At 47.9% G+C, this 17,838-nt stretch carries 19 protein-coding genes; all 19 read left to right on the plus strand.

All coding sequences use genetic code 11. The features are described 5' to 3' along the window. Positions 1-199 precede the first annotated feature (199 nt). The gene (locus DXC01_RS18625; RefSeq protein WP_118254760.1) at positions 200-625 is read left to right on the plus strand and encodes a GNAT family N-acetyltransferase; all 426 of its coding nucleotides are present in this window, start codon (positions 200-202) and stop codon (positions 623-625) included. Further along, positions 588-971, plus strand: coding sequence for an SDR family oxidoreductase (locus DXC01_RS18630; RefSeq protein ID WP_330427714.1), 384 nt, complete (start codon positions 588-590; stop codon positions 969-971). Before DXC01_RS18625 ends, DXC01_RS18630 begins: the two co-directional genes overlap by 38 nt. 335 nt (positions 972-1,306) lie before the next feature. Continuing rightward, positions 1,307-1,771 (plus strand): DUF4869 domain-containing protein, encoded by a 465-nt coding sequence (locus DXC01_RS18635; RefSeq protein ID WP_022213243.1) that lies wholly within the window; start codon positions 1,307-1,309, stop codon positions 1,769-1,771. After that, the gene (locus tag DXC01_RS18640; RefSeq protein WP_118699594.1) at positions 1,749-2,198 is read left to right on the plus strand and encodes an ABC transporter ATP-binding protein; all 450 of its coding nucleotides are present in this window, start codon (positions 1,749-1,751) and stop codon (positions 2,196-2,198) included. The genes DXC01_RS18635 and DXC01_RS18640 overlap by 23 nt, the downstream gene beginning before the upstream one ends. 394 nt (positions 2,199-2,592) lie before the next feature. Beyond that, positions 2,593-3,561, plus strand: coding sequence for a DUF6017 domain-containing protein (locus DXC01_RS20795; protein ID WP_097771238.1), 969 nt, complete (start codon positions 2,593-2,595; stop codon positions 3,559-3,561). A 24-nt stretch (positions 3,562-3,585) separates the two neighbouring features. Beyond that, a complete protein-coding gene (locus DXC01_RS18655) occupies positions 3,586-3,804 on the plus strand; it encodes a DUF5348 domain-containing protein (protein ID WP_004611927.1) in 219 nt (72 codons plus the stop codon). Between the two features lie 93 nt (positions 3,805-3,897). Next, positions 3,898-4,380 (plus strand): PcfB family protein, encoded by a 483-nt coding sequence (locus DXC01_RS18660; RefSeq protein ID WP_074430170.1) that lies wholly within the window; start codon positions 3,898-3,900, stop codon positions 4,378-4,380. Continuing rightward, positions 4,377-6,167, plus strand: coding sequence for a VirD4-like conjugal transfer protein, CD1115 family (locus DXC01_RS18665; protein ID WP_097771237.1), 1,791 nt, complete (start codon positions 4,377-4,379; stop codon positions 6,165-6,167). Before DXC01_RS18660 ends, DXC01_RS18665 begins: the two co-directional genes overlap by 4 nt. After that, on the plus strand, positions 6,160-6,330 hold the full coding sequence (locus tag DXC01_RS20395; protein WP_179860393.1) for a hypothetical protein: 171 nt from the start codon (positions 6,160-6,162) through the stop codon (positions 6,328-6,330). The genes DXC01_RS18665 and DXC01_RS20395 overlap by 8 nt, the downstream gene beginning before the upstream one ends. A gap of 185 nt (positions 6,331-6,515) precedes the next feature. After that, a complete protein-coding gene (locus DXC01_RS18670) occupies positions 6,516-6,731 on the plus strand; it encodes a Maff2 family protein (protein WP_009906233.1) in 216 nt (71 codons plus the stop codon). A gap of 18 nt (positions 6,732-6,749) precedes the next feature. After that, positions 6,750-7,619 carry a VirB6/TrbL-like conjugal transfer protein, CD1112 family gene (locus DXC01_RS18675; RefSeq protein WP_015529210.1) on the plus strand — a complete coding sequence of 290 codons (870 nt, stop codon included), beginning with the start codon at positions 6,750-6,752 and terminating at the stop codon, positions 7,617-7,619. Between the two features lie 21 nt (positions 7,620-7,640). Beyond that, positions 7,641-8,045 carry a PrgI family protein gene (locus DXC01_RS18680; RefSeq protein WP_097771236.1) on the plus strand — a complete coding sequence of 135 codons (405 nt, stop codon included), beginning with the start codon at positions 7,641-7,643 and terminating at the stop codon, positions 8,043-8,045. Next, positions 7,993-10,422, plus strand: a complete 2,430-nt coding sequence (locus DXC01_RS18685; protein ID WP_117814543.1) for a VirB4-like conjugal transfer ATPase, CD1110 family — start codon at positions 7,993-7,995, stop codon at positions 10,420-10,422. Before DXC01_RS18680 ends, DXC01_RS18685 begins: the two co-directional genes overlap by 53 nt. A gap of 152 nt (positions 10,423-10,574) precedes the next feature. After that, positions 10,575-12,362 (plus strand): CHAP domain-containing protein, encoded by a 1,788-nt coding sequence (locus DXC01_RS18690; RefSeq protein ID WP_439362997.1) that lies wholly within the window; start codon positions 10,575-10,577, stop codon positions 12,360-12,362. A gap of 31 nt (positions 12,363-12,393) precedes the next feature. Beyond that, positions 12,394-12,663: a DUF4315 family protein gene (locus DXC01_RS18695; RefSeq protein ID WP_005933780.1), complete on the plus strand. Its 270-nt coding sequence runs from the start codon at positions 12,394-12,396 to the stop codon at positions 12,661-12,663. Continuing rightward, entirely contained in the window at positions 12,653-13,378 is a 726-nt protein-coding gene (locus DXC01_RS18700; protein ID WP_015529207.1) for a DUF4366 domain-containing protein, read from the plus strand. Before DXC01_RS18695 ends, DXC01_RS18700 begins: the two co-directional genes overlap by 11 nt. Further along, complete coding sequence (locus tag DXC01_RS18705) at positions 13,375-13,560, plus strand: hypothetical protein (protein ID WP_015529206.1); 186 nt, start codon at positions 13,375-13,377, stop codon at positions 13,558-13,560. The genes DXC01_RS18700 and DXC01_RS18705 overlap by 4 nt, the downstream gene beginning before the upstream one ends. Positions 13,561-13,575: 15 nt before the next feature. Next, complete coding sequence (locus DXC01_RS18710) at positions 13,576-15,666, plus strand: DNA topoisomerase 3 (protein WP_054344402.1); 2,091 nt, start codon at positions 13,576-13,578, stop codon at positions 15,664-15,666. Positions 15,667-15,883: 217 nt separating this feature from the next. After that, complete coding sequence (locus DXC01_RS18715; protein WP_439362790.1) at positions 15,884-17,827, plus strand: antirestriction protein ArdA; 1,944 nt, start codon at positions 15,884-15,886, stop codon at positions 17,825-17,827. Positions 17,828-17,838: the final 11 nt, after the last annotated feature.

Consider the following 17,838-nt stretch of genomic DNA (forward strand, 5'->3'; position numbering starts at 1 on the left):
AATTTGCGTGTCTAACTCATCACTGAAAGTAACGAGAATGCGACACGCAGTTATTCAAGAAAAGGGACTAACAGTCCGGCAGAAAGGAAATGGAAGCGATATTGCTTAGGGATAAAAGATGGACTGAGCCTAAAAAGTACGGTAAAATCAGTATTAGAAATGAAGCTCTGAAATCGAGAGCTGATGGAGGATAGTCGTTATGATCAGAAAGATGCAGAACCCAGATATTAATAGAATTGCTGACATATGGTTAAAGACAAATTTAAAAGCACATGATTTTATTCCTGAGCAATATTGGACAAGTAATTATGAATTAGTGAAGGAAATGATGTCACAAGCGGAAGTCTATGTGTATGAAGATAATAAAATGATTCAGGGATTTGTAGGACTAAGTAACGAATACATTGAAGGGATTTTTGTTTCTAATGAAATGCAGTCATGTGGCATAGGTAAACTTTTATTAGACTATATCAAGAATAAAAAAATTAGGTTACGATTAAACGTATACCAGAAGAATGCCAGAGCTCTCTCTTTTTACCAAAGAGAAGGGTTCGATATTCAATGTGAAGGTTTAGATGAAGCTACTGGTGAAAAAGAATACACAATGTTGTGGCAACAGAAATAGAAAGCGGATTTTGGGGGAGAATTTTATATGGAGTTACACTGCAGCCAAGGGTGGGATTTCAGCATTAACGCATGCGTTGGCAGTCAGTCTTGCAGGAAGAGTACGAGTCAATTCAATCTCTCCGGGATGGATAGATACTGACTTTACCGAATATACAGGAGCAGATGCAGTACAGCAGCCGGTTCATCGTGTCGGAAATCCCATGGATATTGCCAATATGGTACTGTTTCTTTGCTCTGAAAAAGCAGGCTTTATCACAGGTGAAAACATCTGTATTGATGGTGGCATGACAAAACAAATGATTTACCATGGTGATTGTGGTTGGAGATTTGATGTGGTGATGTGAATATTAAAAAAACATAATAGAAAGATATATAATGCGATATTAGAAATAAAATTTCGGAAACAGGCGTATAAAACTTGAAAAATGGAAATATTACTCATATATAAAGAGAAATGAGATAGAATCTGGAAAATTGAACTTTTCATGAAAGATAAAAATCGTTATAATTAGAATATGTGTAAGGGACAGAATTGGCTTGAATATACATCAATAATGGTGCGTAAACAGTTATATATTTAACTAAAGGATAAAACGCGCAGATTTCAAAAGTGAGTAAAATCAATTATAGAGATGGATATTGATAAACAATATATTAAGAACAGAGAGGTCGTGATAGGATGTTAAAAATATGGTACTATGCCAATATCGAATACATGAAAGATGCACCTTCGTATTTTGATAATGTATATGAAGATGAATGGATTGAAGATAGTTTTGTAAAAGAAATGATTCAGGATGTGGATCATTGCACAGTTATCAGTTCACATGTTATTGACAGTCCTATACTGGGAGCCATAACGCCACGCGAATTGTCTGGTGGTGTGAAAGTTTTGATTCTTATGTTGAAGGATGATTCTTTTATTTACAACATGTCTAATTGTGGAGATAACTGCGCAAAATGGATTTTAAAGATTGCAGAGAAAAAGGATCTGACAGTATATTTGCAACATATAATGCGGTTTGAAGGTGAATTTAAAATTCAAATTATGAATACAGGGAAGATTGTATGCAATTCTGCAGAATATGTAGAAGGATTATTGGAAGCAGAGGAGATGGAAGATGAAAGGAAGTTACTGGTTTAAGGCTAAGAGTAAAAAAGTATTATTTGAATTTTCCATTAGAAGAAATATTACCATTATAAAAGGTGACAGTGCAACAGGAAAGACTACTCTTTTACGTATTTTATATGAATACTTGAGAATTGGAAGGCAGTCAGGATATGCTGTTTCTACAAATGCATCATATTATGTATATATTCGAGATGAAGTGGGACGTGATTGGAAGGATGCATTATATCCGTTAAAAAATACAGTTATTTTTATTGAAGAAAATAATGAATTTGTATTTACAAAGGAATTTGCCAGTTATGTAAAAGAATCTGGAAATTATTTTGTTTTTGTAACTCGTGCACCATTGAAGATGCTACCTTATAGCATTCATGAAATTTATGAAATTATTACGGATGGAAAGCGTACAGATATAAAAGAATCTTATCATGAATTATATTAAATTAGTTGATTGTCTTGAAAAATGCTTGATTTGCAGGCATATTCGCAGGTTTGCAGATTGATTTTACTACTCATTTACTACTTTTAATGAATTGAGCCTTGATATGCAAAAAGCACCTGCGGACTGCCGGATAGACCGCTGCACCACCTTACGCGGCACGTCGAAAAGAAAAAATAAAATAAGCACCACCTATAAGGCGGCGTTTCTCACTCCTACACAGGAGAACAGGAACGCTGCTTTTTTTATGCCCTCGTGTTACGCAGTAAGGGCAAACAAAGCCTTGATTTATGCGGCTCTTAGAGCGTGGAAATGAGAAAGACAAGGGTTGATACCTTTTCCCTCAAAACCGCGTTTCTACTGCGTAACAAATCCAACGAAAAGGAGTGACGAAGCTATGGCAGTTTTCCGCGTGGAAAAGAACAAAGGTTATACCGTTATGAGCAACCACCATTTACGCAACAAGGAGCTTTCCTTAAAGGCAAAGGGCTTGTTGTCGCAAATGCTCTCACTTCCCGAAGATTGGGACTACACCCTTGCAGGACTGTCCCTTATCAACCGGGAAAAGATTGACGCTATCCGGGAAGCAGTACGGGAACTGGAAAATGCCGGATATATACAGCGTTCAAGGGAACGTGATGAGAAAGGATGCTTACGCGGTACAACGTATGTTATCTATGAGCAGCCGCCTAAGTTGGATTTACCTACATTGGAAAAACCAACATTGGATAATCCAACATTGGAAAAGCCTATGTTGGAAAAACCTACGTTGGAAAATCCAACGCAATTAAATAAAGAACTATTAAAGACTAACTTACCAACAAAAGAAAAATTAAATACAGATATATCAAGTACCCATTCCATTCCTTTCCATTCCCTAAATCCCTCTCCCTTAGAGGACGCGGCACAGCCGCCGGAACGGAAGCGAAAGGAAACGACAGACGCATATAGCGTGTATGAGGAAATCATCAAGGACAATATCGAGTACGACTATCTGATACAGGATAGATACCTTGACCGGGACAGGATAGAGGAAATCCTTGCCCTTATTCTTGAAACTGTCTGCACCAAACGAAGAACAATCCGTATCGCCGGGGACGACCACCCGGCAGAGCTTGTAAAAGCAAAATTTATGAAACTGAACAGCGAACATATCCGCTTTGTACTGGACTGTATGCAGGAAAACACCACCAAAATCCGCAACATCAAGCAGTACATGAAAGCTGCCCTTTTCAATGCCCCGTCTACGATTGGCAACTATTACACGTCCCTTGTATCTCACGATATGTACGGCGGGCGTACTATCCAGTCGGCAAGAAGCAAGGGCATACCCGATTACACCTGCAACGAGGGCGAAAGCCTGTAAACCAACCCAAAGGAGGATTTTATGATGACACAGAAAACAGGAGCTTTGATTTTTGATGAAACCGCTGACCGCTACGACATTCGCTTTGACGTAAACGACTATTACGGGGGCTTGCATTGCGGCGACTGCATGGAGGTCTTTGTGCGGGGCAAATGGAAGCCGACCCGTATGGAGTACGGGGACAACTGGTATCTTGTGGGTATTCGGGCGGCAGACCTTTCCGGGCTGCGGGTACGGATTTAACAGGGCGGCGTGAAAGCGGACGCTCTTTTTTCATGCCCGCCCCGCTTCCCGGCGGCGGGCATACCACCATAGAACACGAAAGGAGGACACCCATTGCAGGAGGAAACTAACGAAAAGACCATAGCCCTTTACATCAAGACCGGGAAGCTGACGGCACAGCAGCTCCAAAAGGCTATGAAAGCCCTGCTTGCACAGATGAAAAAGCAGCATGACAGACAGAAAATCCCACATGGAAAGCAGACCCTAAAGCAGCTTATGAAGCAGAACGCGGGCGTTTCCAACATTGAAATCACAAAGGACAATATCAAAGCCTTTGAGAGTACGGCGAAAAAATACGGGATTGACTTTGCCCTAAAGAAAGACAGCACCGAAACCCCGCCCCGTTATCTTGTGTTTTTCAAGGGACGGGACGCGGACGCACTGACCGCAGCCTTTAAGGAGTTTTCCGCAAAGAAGCTGACGCAGGAACAAAAGCCCTCTATCCGCAAGCTGATTGTTTCCCTCAAAGAAAAGGCGGCGGCTCTGAACGCGCAGCGGGACAAAGTAAAAAACAAAGACAGGGGGATTGCAAGATGAACGCTATCAACTGGAAAAAGCTGCTGCTTCCCAACATTCCCTATCTGCTCTTTGTGTATCTCTTTGATAAAGTCGGGCAGGCGGTACGCCTTGCGCCGGGGGCTGACCTGTCCGGCAAGGTGCTTTCCCTTGCAGACGGCTTTTCCGCTGCCTTTACAAATCCGCTTCCGAGCCTTGCCCGTATGGATTTGCTTATCGGTATTGTGGGGGCTGTCCTTATCCGGCTGATTGTCTATGTAAAAGGCAAGAACGCGAAGAAATACCGCAAAGGTATCGAATACGGCTCTGCCCGTTGGGGGACTGCCGAAGATATTAAGCCCTACACCGACCCGGTATTTCAAAATAATGTGCTGCTGACACAGACGGAACGGCTTACCATGAACAGCCGCCCAAAGCAGCCGAAGTATGCAAGGAATAAAAATATCCTTGTTATCGGGGGAAGCGGCAGCGGCAAGACGAGATTTTTCGTGAAGCCCAACTTAATGCAAATGCACTCAAGCTACGTTGTAACTGACCCGAAAGGTACGGTTTTAGTCGAGTGCGGGAGGCTCTTGCATCGGGGCGGCTACCGGATAAAAGTGCTGAACACGATTAACTTCAAAAAAAGCATGAAATACAATCCCTTTGCCTATCTCCGCAGCGAGAAAGACATTTTGAAACTGGTAAACACTTTGATTGCCAACACCAAAGGGGACGGGGAAAAAGCCGGGGAGGATTTTTGGGTAAAATCGGAACGGCTCTTTTACTGCGCCCTTATCGGCTACATTTGGTACGAAGCCCCGGAGGAAGAAAAGAACTTCACGACGCTGCTTGAAATGATAAATGCGTCGGAAGCCCGCGAGGACGACCCGGAATTTCAGTCCCCCGTTGACCTTATGTTTGAACGGTTGGAGGGAAAAGACCCGGAACACTTTGCCGTCCGGCAGTATAAGAAATTTTTGTTATCTGCGGGAAAGACAAGAAGCTCTATCCTCATTTCCTGCGGTGCGCGGCTTGCCCCTTTTGACATTAAAGAGCTGCGCGACCTTATGGAAACCGACGAAATGGAGCTTGACACCATAGGCGACCGCAAGACCGCCCTGTTTGTTATTATTTCCGACACCGACGATACATTTAACTTTGTTGTGAGTATTCTTTACACGCAGCTTTTCAATCTGCTTTGCGACAAGGCAGATGATGAATACGGCGGCAGGCTGCCAGTCCATGTGCGCTGTCTGTTAGACGAGTTTGCAAATATCGGGCAGATACCGAAGTTTGAAAAGCTCATAGCCACCATACGAAGCCGGGAAATCTCCGCTTCAATCATTTTGCAGAGCCAGTCGCAGCTAAAAGCCATTTACAAGGACAACGCCGATACCATAGCCGGCAACTGCGACACCACCCTGTTCTTGGGCGGCAAGGAGAAAACCACCCTCAAAGAAATGTCGGAAATCTTGGGGAAAGAAACCATTGACAGCTTCAACACTTCTGAGAACCGGGGGCGGGAGGTATCACATGGACTGAACTATCAGAAGTTAGGCAAGCAGCTTATGACGGAAGATGAAATAGCAGTCATGGACGGCGGGAAATGTATCTTGCAGCTACGAGGGGTGCGCCCGTTCTTCTCTGATAAGTACGACATTACAAAACACCCCAACTATAAATACCTGTCCGACTATGACAAGAAAAATACTTTTGATATGGAAAAGCATTTAAGACGCAGACCCGCCCTTGTGAAGCCGGACGAACCCTTTGACTATTACGAAATCAGCGAAGCAGATTTGCAGGAGGACACCGCCCATGAATAGACGTATCCGAAAGAAACAGGATAAGAAAATCACAGAAGCCATAAACGGGCTTATTTTCATTGCCGAGCGACGGGAGCAACAGCGACAGGCAGCTATCCGGCAGTTTGTAAAACGGTGTGAAACCCTGTATGAGCAGCAGCGAAAGGAGGAATTGACGCAGTAACAAAGAAACAGATAACTTACAGAATACGCGCCCCTACAAAAATTCCTATCGCTAACAACTGAATACCGCCGCGCGGCAGACACATAGGCAGCGCGGGGACTTATGACCGCGGCAGTTACAAAACTGACCGCCGTTTTTTATGCCCTTTTATGGGGCAAGCCGCATTTGCGGCAGAAAGGAGCTTTATGGAATTTTTTAACTCTGCTATCGACGTATTACAGACCCTTGTTATCGCACTGGGCGCAGGCTTAGGCATTTGGGGCGTTATCAACCTCTTAGAGGGATATGGAAACGACAACCCAGGTGCAAAATCACAGGGCATTAAGCAGCTTATGGCGGGCGGCGGCGTTGCCCTTATTGGCACTATCCTTGTACCGCTTCTTTCCGGTCTGTTCGGATAAGTTTACGGAGGGTAGCCTATGGAGAGCATACTTGACGCGATTAACGAATGGATAAAGGAAATCCTTATCGGCGCGATAAACGGTAATCTGTCAACGATGTTCGGGGACGTAAACGAAAAAGTAGGCACCATTGCAGCGGAGGTAGGCAAGACCCCGCAGGGGTGGAACGCGAACATTTTCAACATGATACAAAATCTGTCCGAAAATGTGATTGTACCCATTGCGGGGCTTGTCATTACCTATGTCCTCTGTTATGAGCTTATCAGCATGGTAACGGAAAAAAACAATATGCACGACGTTGACACATTCATGTTCTTTAAGTGGTTTTTCAAAGCCTTTGTTGCCGTTTTCTTGGTAACACATACCTTTGATATTACTATGGCGGTGTTTGATATGGCGCAGCATATTGTGTCCGGCGCGGCGGGGGTAATCGGCGGCGATACGAATATCGACGTAACCGAAGCCCTTGCCGCCATGCAGGAGGGACTAAAAGATATGGAAATCCCCGAACTACTGTTACTTGTCATGGAAACGAGCCTTGTAAGCCTTTGTATGAAAATCATGTCCGTACTGATAACCGTTATCCTCTACGGCAGAATGATTGAGATATACGCCTACTGTTCCGTTTCCCCTATCCCTTTTGCCACCATGACAAACCGGGAATGGGGACAGATTGGGAACAACTACCTAAAGGGGCTGTTTGCACTTGGTTTTCAAGGCTTCCTCATTATGATATGCGTCGGCATTTATGCGGTTTTGGTAGGCGAAATGGTCTTAGCGGACAACCTGCACAGCGCGATTTTTTCCCTTGCAGCCTATACCGTTATCCTCTGTTTCTCCCTGTTCAAATCCGGCGCACTGGCAAAATCCATATTCAACGCCCACTAAGGGCAGAAAGGAGGTTTTTTCTTGGCGTATGTACCTGTACCCAAAGACCTTTCCAAAGTCAAAACAAAAGTCGCTTTCAATCTGACAAAGCGGCAAATCCTTTGTTTTTCAGTGGCACTTCTTATGGGACTGCCGCTTTTCTTTTTGCTCAAAGACAGCGCAGGGACGAGCCTTGCGGCAATGGTAATGATTGTCGTCATGCTTCCCTGCTTCTTGGTTGCCATGTATGAAAAGCATGGGCAGCCCCTTGAAGTGGTAATAAAGAACATCGTTCAGACAAAATTTACCCGCCCCAAAGTGCGACCGTATCAGACAGAAAACCTATATGCACTCTTGGAGAAACAGCGGGCATTAGAAAAGGAGGTATCAGCGATTGTCAAAAGGACAGACAAAAAAGACGCGGGAAGCCGCAGGAAACAGGCGTAAGCTGACCCGCGCGGAAAAGAAACAGATAGCGGCGGTTATCCGGCAGGCAAAGGGGGACGGCAAAGCCCACACCGCACAGCAGACCATTCCCTACCTTGCCATGTACCCGGACGGTATCTGCAAAGTGGCGCAGCGGAAGTATTCAAAGAGCATTGCTTTTGAGGACATTAACTATCAGCTTGCGCAGGCAGACGATAAGACCGCCATTTTTGAAAACTGGTGCGATTTCCTCAATTACTTTGACGCAAGCGTGAACGTGCAGCTTTCTTTCATCAATCAAGGCTCACAGCAGGAACAGGCAGCGCGGGCAATCCATATCCCGCCGCAAAATGACGATTTTAACTCTATTCGCACCGAGTATTCCGATATGCTGAAAATGCAGCTTGCCAAAGGGAACAACGGGCTTGTAAAGCACAAGTACATCACGTTTTCCATTGAAGCGGACAATCCGGCGGCGGCAAGGGCGCGACTTTCCCGTATCGAAACGGACGTACTCAACAATTTCAAGGTGCTTGGCGTATCGGCGCACCCCTTATCCGGCTATGAACGCTTAAAGGTGCTGCATGGGGTATTCCACCCGGCAGGCGAGCCGTTCTCATTCTCCTATGACTGGCTGACCCCGACAGGGCTTACCACAAAGGACTTTATCGCCCCGTCCTCTTTCAAGTTTGGGGAGGGACGCTACTTTGCTATGGGGAAAAAGACGGGGGCGGTGTCGTTCCTTGAAATCCTTGCCCCGGAGCTGAACGACCGTATCTTAGCGGATATGTTGGACTTGGAAACAGGGGTTATTGTCAATCTCCACATTAAAAGTATCGACCAGTCGGAAGCAATCAAGACCATTAAGCGCAAAATCACAGACCTTGACAAGATGAAGATTGAGGAACAGAAAAAAGCGGTTAGAAGCGGCTATGACATGGATATAATCCCGTCTGACCTTGCTACTTTTGGGAATGAAGCAAAGAACTTGTTGCAGGATTTACAGAGCCGAAACGAGCGAATGTTTCTCCTTACGTTCCTTGTGGTAAACATGGCAGACACGAAACGGAAACTGGAAAATGACATTTTCGCGGCGGCGGGCATTGCACAGAAATACAACTGCGCCTTGACCCGTCTTGACTATCAGCAGGAAGCGGGGCTAATGTCCTCTATCCCTCTTGGGGAAAACCTTATCCCTATTCAGAGAGGGTTGACGACGAGCAGCACCGCTATTTTTATCCCGTTCATCACGCAGGAGCTATTTCAGACCGGGGCTGCCCTGTATTATGGCTTAAATGCCCTGTCAAACAACATGATACTCTGCGACCGTAAACAGCTTAAAAACCCGAATGGGCTTATCTTGGGAACACCGGGCAGTGGAAAATCCTTTGCAGCAAAGCGGGAAATCACAAATGCCTTTCTCATTACTGACGACGATATTTTTATCTGCGACCCGGAAGCGGAATATTATGCCCTTGTAAAGCGGCTTGGCGGGCAAGTGATACGCCTATCCCCAACTGGGAAAGGCATGGACGGTACGCCCCAGTATGTAAACCCTATGGATATAAACCTTAATTACAGCGAGGACGACAACCCCCTTGCGCTGAAAAGTGATTTTATCCTTTCCCTTTGTGAGCTTGTCATTGGCGGCAAGGAGGGCTTGCAGCCCGTTGATAAGACCGTCATTGACAGGGCTGTAAGAAATGTGTACCGCCCGTTCCTTGCAGACCCCGACCCGGCAAAAATGCCTATTTTGGGCGACCTTTACGACGAGCTGCTAAAACAGCCGGAGCCGGAAGCTGCCCGCATTGCGGCAGCATTGGAGTTGTATGTTTCCGGCAGCCTTAATGTATTCAACCACAGAACGAATGTGGAGCTTTCTAACCGCCTTGTCTGCTTCGATATTAAGCAGCTTGGAAAACAGCTCAAAAAATTAGGTATGCTCATTGTGCAAGACCAGATATGGAACCGCGTTACCATTAACCGGGCAGAGAAAAAATCTACCCGCTACTATATGGACGAATTTCATCTGCTCTTAAAAGAGGAACAGACCGCCGCGTACAGCGTGGAGATTTGGAAGCGTTTCCGTAAATGGGGCGGCATACCCACAGCAATCACGCAGAACATCAAAGACCTTTTGGCAAGCCGCGAGGTGGAAAATATCTTTGAAAACTCTGATTTTGTCCTTATGCTCAATCAGGCACAGGGCGACCGGGCTATCCTTGCAAAGCAGTTAAATATCAGCCCACAGCAGATGAAGTATGTAACCCACACCGAAGCAGGCGAGGGACTTATCTTTTATGGGAATGTGGTGCTTCCCTTTGTAGACCATTTCCCGAAAGATACCGAGCTTTACCGCATTATGACGACGAAGCCGGAGGAAGTGAGCAGCCTATGAAACAGTTAAAACCACGCGATAAAATCACGCAGAAAATGACCCGCGACGGTGCGGTGGAAATCAATGAAACACAGCAGACTGCCGAGCGTATCAGCAGCCGGGAAGCAGACAGCGACTTTTCACAGCCGGACACCGCTACCGCAGAGCGTGTCATGGAACACCTTGACGCAGCCCATACCCGAAAGGCAAGCAAAAAGGCAGTCAAGAAAGCACAGGAAGCGGCTGTTTTGCGTACTTCCACTTCACGCTTGCAGTTTACCGACGAGGAACGGGAAACGCCAAAACTGCAACCCTACATCAAAAAATCGGAAAAAGCAGCCGACAAACTGGACGCAGCAAAGGCAGCTCTCCCGAAGCAGAAGAAACTTGTAAAAGAGCGCACCTTTGAGGAAACCACCGGAAAGGCAAAGACCCGTTTACGCTTTGAAGAACAGGAAAAGCCGATACCCGGCGGCAAAGCCCACAGTAACCCGTTATCCCACCCCGCGCAGGAAGCGGGTATTTTTGTTCACAACAAAATCCATAGCGTCGAGAAAGATAATTCCGGTGTGGAGGGCGCGCACAAATCGGAGGAACTTGCCGAGCGCGGCGCAAGGTACGGGACAAGAAAATTAAAACAGGGCTACCGCAGCCATAAGCTGAAACCCTACCGGGAAGCGGCAAAGGCAGAACAGGCAGCGTTTAAGGCAAACGTCAATTTTCAGTATCACAAAGCCTTGCAGGAGAACCCGCAGCTTACAAGCAATCCCTTTTCCCGGTTCATGCAGAAACAGAAAATCAAACGCCAGTATGCAAAAACCGTAAAGAAAAGCGGCTCAGCCACCGCCAAAGCTGCCGCCGGAGCGTCCCAAACAGCAGCAAAGAAAGCGGCTGCCTTTGCAGGACGACACCCGGCAGGCGTGATAATCGCTATCGCCGCGCTGCTTCTGTTCATCATGGTATCCGTAGGGCTTTCCTCTTGTGGGGCAATGTTTTCCGGCAGCATGAACAGCGTGTTAGGGACTTCCTACACGTCCGAGGACAGCGACCTTGTGGCAACGGAACAGAGCTATGCTGCAATGGAAAATGAGCTGCAACAGGAAATTGACAATATCGAAAGCACCCACAGCGGCTATGATGAATACCGCTATGACCTTGATACTATCGGGCATAACCCCCACGAATTAGCGTCGTACTTGACTGCCCTTTTGCAGAGTTACACCCCGCAGAGCGCACAGGCAGAGCTAAAACGGCTGTTCGGCTTACAGTACACCTTGACGCTGACGGAAGAAATCGAGATACGCACCACCACCGACGAGGAGGGCAACGAGGAAGAATACGAATACCGTATCTTAAATGTGAAACTGACAAACAAGCCGATTGCTTCCCTTGCGGAAGAACTGCTGAACCCACAGCAGTTTGAAATGTTCAAGGTGTACTTACAGACACAGGGCAACAAACCGTTGATTTTTGGCGGCGGCTCTCCCGACGGAAGCCCGTCCGAGGATTTAAGCGGCGTGGAGTTTGTAAACGGCACACGTCCCGGAAACCCGGAGCTTATGGAGCTTGCAAAACAGCAGGTCGGAAACGTGGGCGGCTACCCTTACTGGTCTTGGTACGGCTTTAACAGCCGCGTGGAATGGTGCGCCTGCTTTGTGTCATGGTGCTACAATCAAGCCGGAAAAAGCGAACCCCGCTTTGCGGGCTGCGAATGGCAGGGCGTTCCTTGGTTCCAGTCAAGGGGACAATGGGGCGCACGCGGCTATGAGAATATCGCACCGGGCGACGCTATCTTTTTCGACTGGGATTTAGACGGCGTTGCCGACCATGTGGGGCTTGTGCTTGGCAGGGACGGAAGCCGCGTCTATACCGTTGAGGGCAATTCCGGCGACGCCTGCAAGATTAAAAGCTATGACCTCAACTATCAATGTATCAAAGGCTACGGGCTGATGAACTGGTAAGCAGCCCCGAAAAGAAAGGAGAATTTATTTTATGGCAAACAACAAAATCGACCGTATCAATAAGGAAATCGCAAAGACCCGCGAGAAAATCACAGAGTATCAGAACAAGTTAAAAGGACTGGAAGCGCAGAAAACCGAAGCGGAAAACCTTGAAATCGTGCAGCTTGTACGCGCTATGCGACTTACCCCGCAGGAATTAAATGCTATGCTGTCCGGCGGCGGTATTCCCGGCATGAACGCCGCACCCGCTACCGAAGCGGCAGACTACGAAGAACAGGAGGACAATGCAGATGAAAAATAAACTCAAACAGACCATGACTGCCCTTTGTGCCGCCCTTATCCTTATGGGCGGTTTTTCTGTCCCTGCCTATGCACAGGGAACAGCCGCAGAGCCACCCACAGAGGACGCGACCAACGACAGCAATGTAGTGGTGGAAGAACCGGAAACGCCGCCCCTTACCCCAAAGGGCAACGCAACACTGGTGGACGATTTCGGCGGCAATAAGCAGCTTATCACTGTTACCACCAAAGGCGGCAACTACTTTTATATCCTCATTGACCGGGCAGCCGAGGGGGAACAGACCGTACATTTCCTTAATCAAGTGGACGAAGCCGACCTTATGGCACTGACCGAAACCGGGGAAGCCACGAAAAAGCCGGAAGTCTGCAACTGTACGGAAAAATGCGAAGTCGGAAAGGTAAATACGTCCTGCCCGGTATGTGCAACTACTCTGACAGGCTGCACAGGCAAGGAACCCACGCCAACACCCACCGAGCAGCCGGAAGAACCCAAAGAAAAAGACGGCAATCCCGGCGCGGTGCTTGCCTTAGTCCTCTTTGTGCTGCTTGGTGGCGGCGCGGCGTTCTACTACTTTAAGTTTGTAAAACCGAAGCATAACGTGAAAGGAAGCACCGACCTTGAAGATTTTGACTTTGAGGATTACGACGAGGACGAGCCGGAAGCAGATACCGGGGAAGTTTCCAAAGAGGAAGAAACGGAGGACGAGGAAGTATGACCCTGTTTACCGACAATCCCTTTGAAAAGATGATGATACAGAAGCCGGACTATGGCAAACGGGAAAAATCCCCGCCGGAGCTTTCTTCCCCACGCTGCGCGGGCTGCCCTTACAAGGGGCAGTCCCCTTGTGTGGGGTACTGTATGAGAAAACTGGAAAACAAACGACAGACCGAACGATAAAAGGAGGAATTATCATTGATTTTAGTTATCGCAGAAAAGCCCAGTGTGGCACAGACAATCGCTGCCGTACTTGGGGCAAAGGAAAAGAAAGACGGATTTCTCACAGGAAGCGGCTATATCGTTTCTTGGTGCGTGGGACATTTGGTAGGGCTTTCCGAAGCTGCCGCCTACGGGGAGCAGTATAAAAAGTGGAGCTATGACAGCTTACCGATTTTGCCGCAGGAATGGAAGTACACCGTTGCTTCTGACAAGGAAAAGCAATTCAAGACCTTAAAGGAACTTATGCACCGGGCAGACGTTTCCGAAGTCGTCAATGCCTGCGACGCGGGGCGCGAGGGAGAACTCATTTTCCGTTTTGTCTACGAAGTTGCCGGGTGCAGGAAGCCCACGCGCCGCTTGTGGATTTCCTCAATGGAAGAAGCTGCTATCAAAGAGGGCTTTTCTCATCTGAAGAACGGCGAAGCATACGACGCGCTCTTTGCTTCCGCATTATGCAGGGCAAAGGCTGACTGGCTAATCGGTATCAACGCCACCCGTCTTTTTTCTGTCCTTTACAACCATACCTTGAATGTGGGACGCGTACAGACCCCGACCTTAAAAATGCTTGTTGACCGGGACGCGGCGATTACCACGTTCAAGAAAGAAAAATACTATCATGTGCGCCTGTCCTTATCCGGCGCGGAAGCTGCAAGCGAAAAACTGTCTGACCGTTCCGAAGCTGACAGGCTGAAAGCTGCTTGTGAAGCTTCAAAAGCAGTCTGTACTTCCCTTGTGAAAGAGAAAAAGACCGCAGCCCCGCCGAAGCTCTTTGACCTTACTTCTTTGCAGAGGGAAGCAAACCGCCTGTTCGGATATACCGCAAAGCAGACCCTTGACCTTGCACAAGCCCTGTATGAAAAGCGTTTGCTTACTTATCCGAGAACCGACAGCGCATTTCTGACCGACGACATGGGCGACACAGCGGCGGGCATTATCAAGCTGCTTTGTGGGAAATTTTCTTTTATGGCGGGCATGGACTTTGCGCCGGAGCTTGCAAAAGTGCTGAACAGTAAAAAGGTATCAGACCACCATGCCATTATCCCGACTATGGAGCTTGCAAAGACCGACCTTGCCGCGCTGCCGGAAAGCGAAAGGAATATCCTTACCCTTGCCGGGGCGCGTCTGCTCATGGCGACCGCCGCAGTACATACCTTTGAAGCGGTTACGGCTACATTTGAATGTGCCGGACAGTCCTTTACCGCAAAGGGAAAAACAGTGCTGTACGACGGGTGGAAAGAGATTGACCGCCGTTACCGGGCAGCCTTAAAGAACAAGCCCGAAACGGACGACGCAGACAGCGACACAGAAAAGACCCTGCCGCCATTTACCGAGGGACAGACCTTTGAAAATCCGGCGGCAACGGTAACGGAACATGACACAACACCGCCAAAACCTCACAACGAAGCGTCGCTGCTCTCTGCTATGGAGCACGCCGGAAGCGAGGACACCGACCCGGACGCAGAACGCAAAGGGCTTGGAACTCCCGCCACCCGCGCCGCCGTCATTGAAAAACTGGTAAAGGGCGGTTTTGTGGAGCGAAAAGGCAAGCAGCTACTTCCCACAAAGGACGGTATCAACCTTGTGTGCGTCCTGCCGGACACCTTGACAAGCCCGCAGCTTACCGCAGAATGGGAAAACAATCTGACACAGATTGCAAAAGGCAAGGCAGACCCCGCCGCATTTATGGAGGGTATTGAGAATATGGCGCGGGAACTGGTAAAGACGTACCCGTTTCTTTCTGATGATAAAGCGCAGATGTTCAAGCCGGAACGGGAAGCGTTGGGAAGCTGCCCCCGCTGCGGTTCTCCTGTCTATGAGGGCAAGAAGAATTACTATTGCAGCAATAAGGAATGTATCTTTACCATGTGGAAAAATGACCGTTTCTTTGAAGAACGAAAAGTAACCTTTACCCCGAAGATTGCCGCCGCGCTCTTACAATCCGGCAAGGTAAATGTGAAAAAGCTCTATTCCCCAAAGACGGGCAAGACCTACGACGGAACTATCGTATTGGCTGATACGGGCGGGAAATATGTCAACTACCGGGTGGAGCTTCCGAAGAAAAAATAACTGAATAGCAAGCATAGGAAAAGAGTACCCTTTTCCGTAAAATTCCTGCTTTCTCTACCGAGAACGGCGGGGATTTTTGCTTGTTGGGAAGTTTCCCAAACCCTCTGAAATCTTGAAAAAATATCTAAACTCTTTGGCAAAAACGCGGGCGCGGGGTACTGAATGATGAAACTGGAAAGCGCAGCGTCCGCGCTGCCTTTGGGAAAGGAGGTTACACATGGCAAATTTACGGGACACCGTAAAAGACTATCAAGAAGAATTAAGGGACGGTATCGCTTGGGTGGCGTTTTGGAAAACGGGACGTTCTTGGAACGCGGAATATTTCCACCTTGAAATGGGCGATATTCTCTACCCGGAGGACAGAAGCCGCATGGAAGAAATCAAACAGGCTGACCCTGCCGCCGTTGTGGTAAACGGCTATTATTCCGGCTATCTTGGCGAGGACAGGAACCTTGACGAACTGACCGCCGGGGTGCGCCGCCACTACGAAAACGGATATAGCAATATCGGGGAATTTATCGAAGCCCACGACGACAGGCTGCCGCCGGAGCTTATCGAGGAAGCAAGAGCCGCCGCCCACGCTGCGGGGCTGCCTTTTTCTGAAAAAGCCTACCGGGGCGGCGAAGAACCCGACCCCTATCTATTTGACGGGAGCATGAGCATGGAGGACTACGAGCTTATGCACCGCATGATTGAGAAAGAAAGGAGTGAGCGCATGGAAGAAACGATTTTAAGCGGGTATCTTTCTAATCTTGGAAAGTACACCGAGGGCAGACCTGCGGGCGAATGGGTATCATTCCCCACGACTGCTGAACATTTGAAAGAAGTCTTTGACCGTATCGGGATAGACGGCAAAAACTACGGGGAGCTGCACATCACAGAATATCAGTCCTCTATTCCGGGACTGGCAGGGAAATTGACCGAGCTTGAAAGCCTTGACGAACTGAACTATTTGGGCGAGCTTTTGAAAATGCAGTTTGACGACGACCGGGAAAAATTTGCTGCGGCTATCACATACGGCGACCATACAAGGGACTTGCAGGACATTATAAACCTTGCACAAAATCTTGACTGTTACTGGATTTATCCGTCCGTAAAAACCGAGGAAGATTACGGGCATTATCTGATTGAAGAACTGGACGAGTTGGAGCTGCCGGAAGAAGCAAAAAACTATTTTCTCTATGAGGAATACGGGCGGGACGCTGCTATCAATGACGGGGGCAGATTTACCGAGCAGGGATATATCTACAACAACCGCAACACCTTTACACAGTGGTATGACGGACGGGACGTGCCGGAGGAATATCGGGTAACACCGCAGCCGCCAGTACAGGAAAAGGAACAGGCAGACCTTGACGCTGCCGCAGCCATACCGACCACTGCCACAGAGCAGCCCCCGGTTCTCCCGATTATCCTATCTTCCGAAAAGCCCGCCAACAAAATGAAAGAGATTACCGACCGACTGGAACAGGGCATTTTGGGGATTTATGAAAGCGACCGTTACGCCGACTATCTGCGTACTATGTCTAAATTCCATGATTACAGCCTAAACAATACAATCCTTATCGCCATGCAGGGCGGCAACCTTGTAAAAGGCTATAAACAATGGGAAAAGGAATTTGACCGCCATGTAAAGCCGGGGGAAAAAGCTATCAAGATAATTGCGCCCGCGCCCTTTACCGTTAAGAAACAGGTGGAAAAAATCGACCCGGACACGCAAAAGCCTGTTTTCGATAAGAACGGGAAAGCCGTTACCGAGGAAAAGGAAATCCAAATCCCCGCCTTTCGTGTGGTATCTGTTTTTGACGTGTCGCAGACCGAGGGTAAGGAGTTGCCCGACCTTGGGATAAAGGAGCTTACGGGCGACGTGGAACAGTATCAGGATTTTTTCGCTGCCCTTGAAAAAACTTCCCCCTTTGCTATGGGATTTGAAGCACTAAGCGGCAGTATAAAAGGACGCTGCAATTATGAGGAAAAGTGTATTCTCATCAACGAGGGCATGGACGAATTGCAGAATATCAAGACCGCTATCCATGAAATTGCCCATGCGACACTCCATGACATAGACAAAGACGCGCCGGAACGTCCCGACCGCCGCACCCGCGAGGTACAGGCATTATACTCAGCATTCCAAAATGTTAATCATTTTAAAGAATGCTGAGAAATAAGACG

Source organism: Blautia sp. OM07-19 (assembly GCF_003481595.1).
GTDB classification, from domain to species: domain Bacteria; phylum Bacillota; class Clostridia; order Lachnospirales; family Lachnospiraceae; genus Blautia_A; species Blautia_A intestinihominis.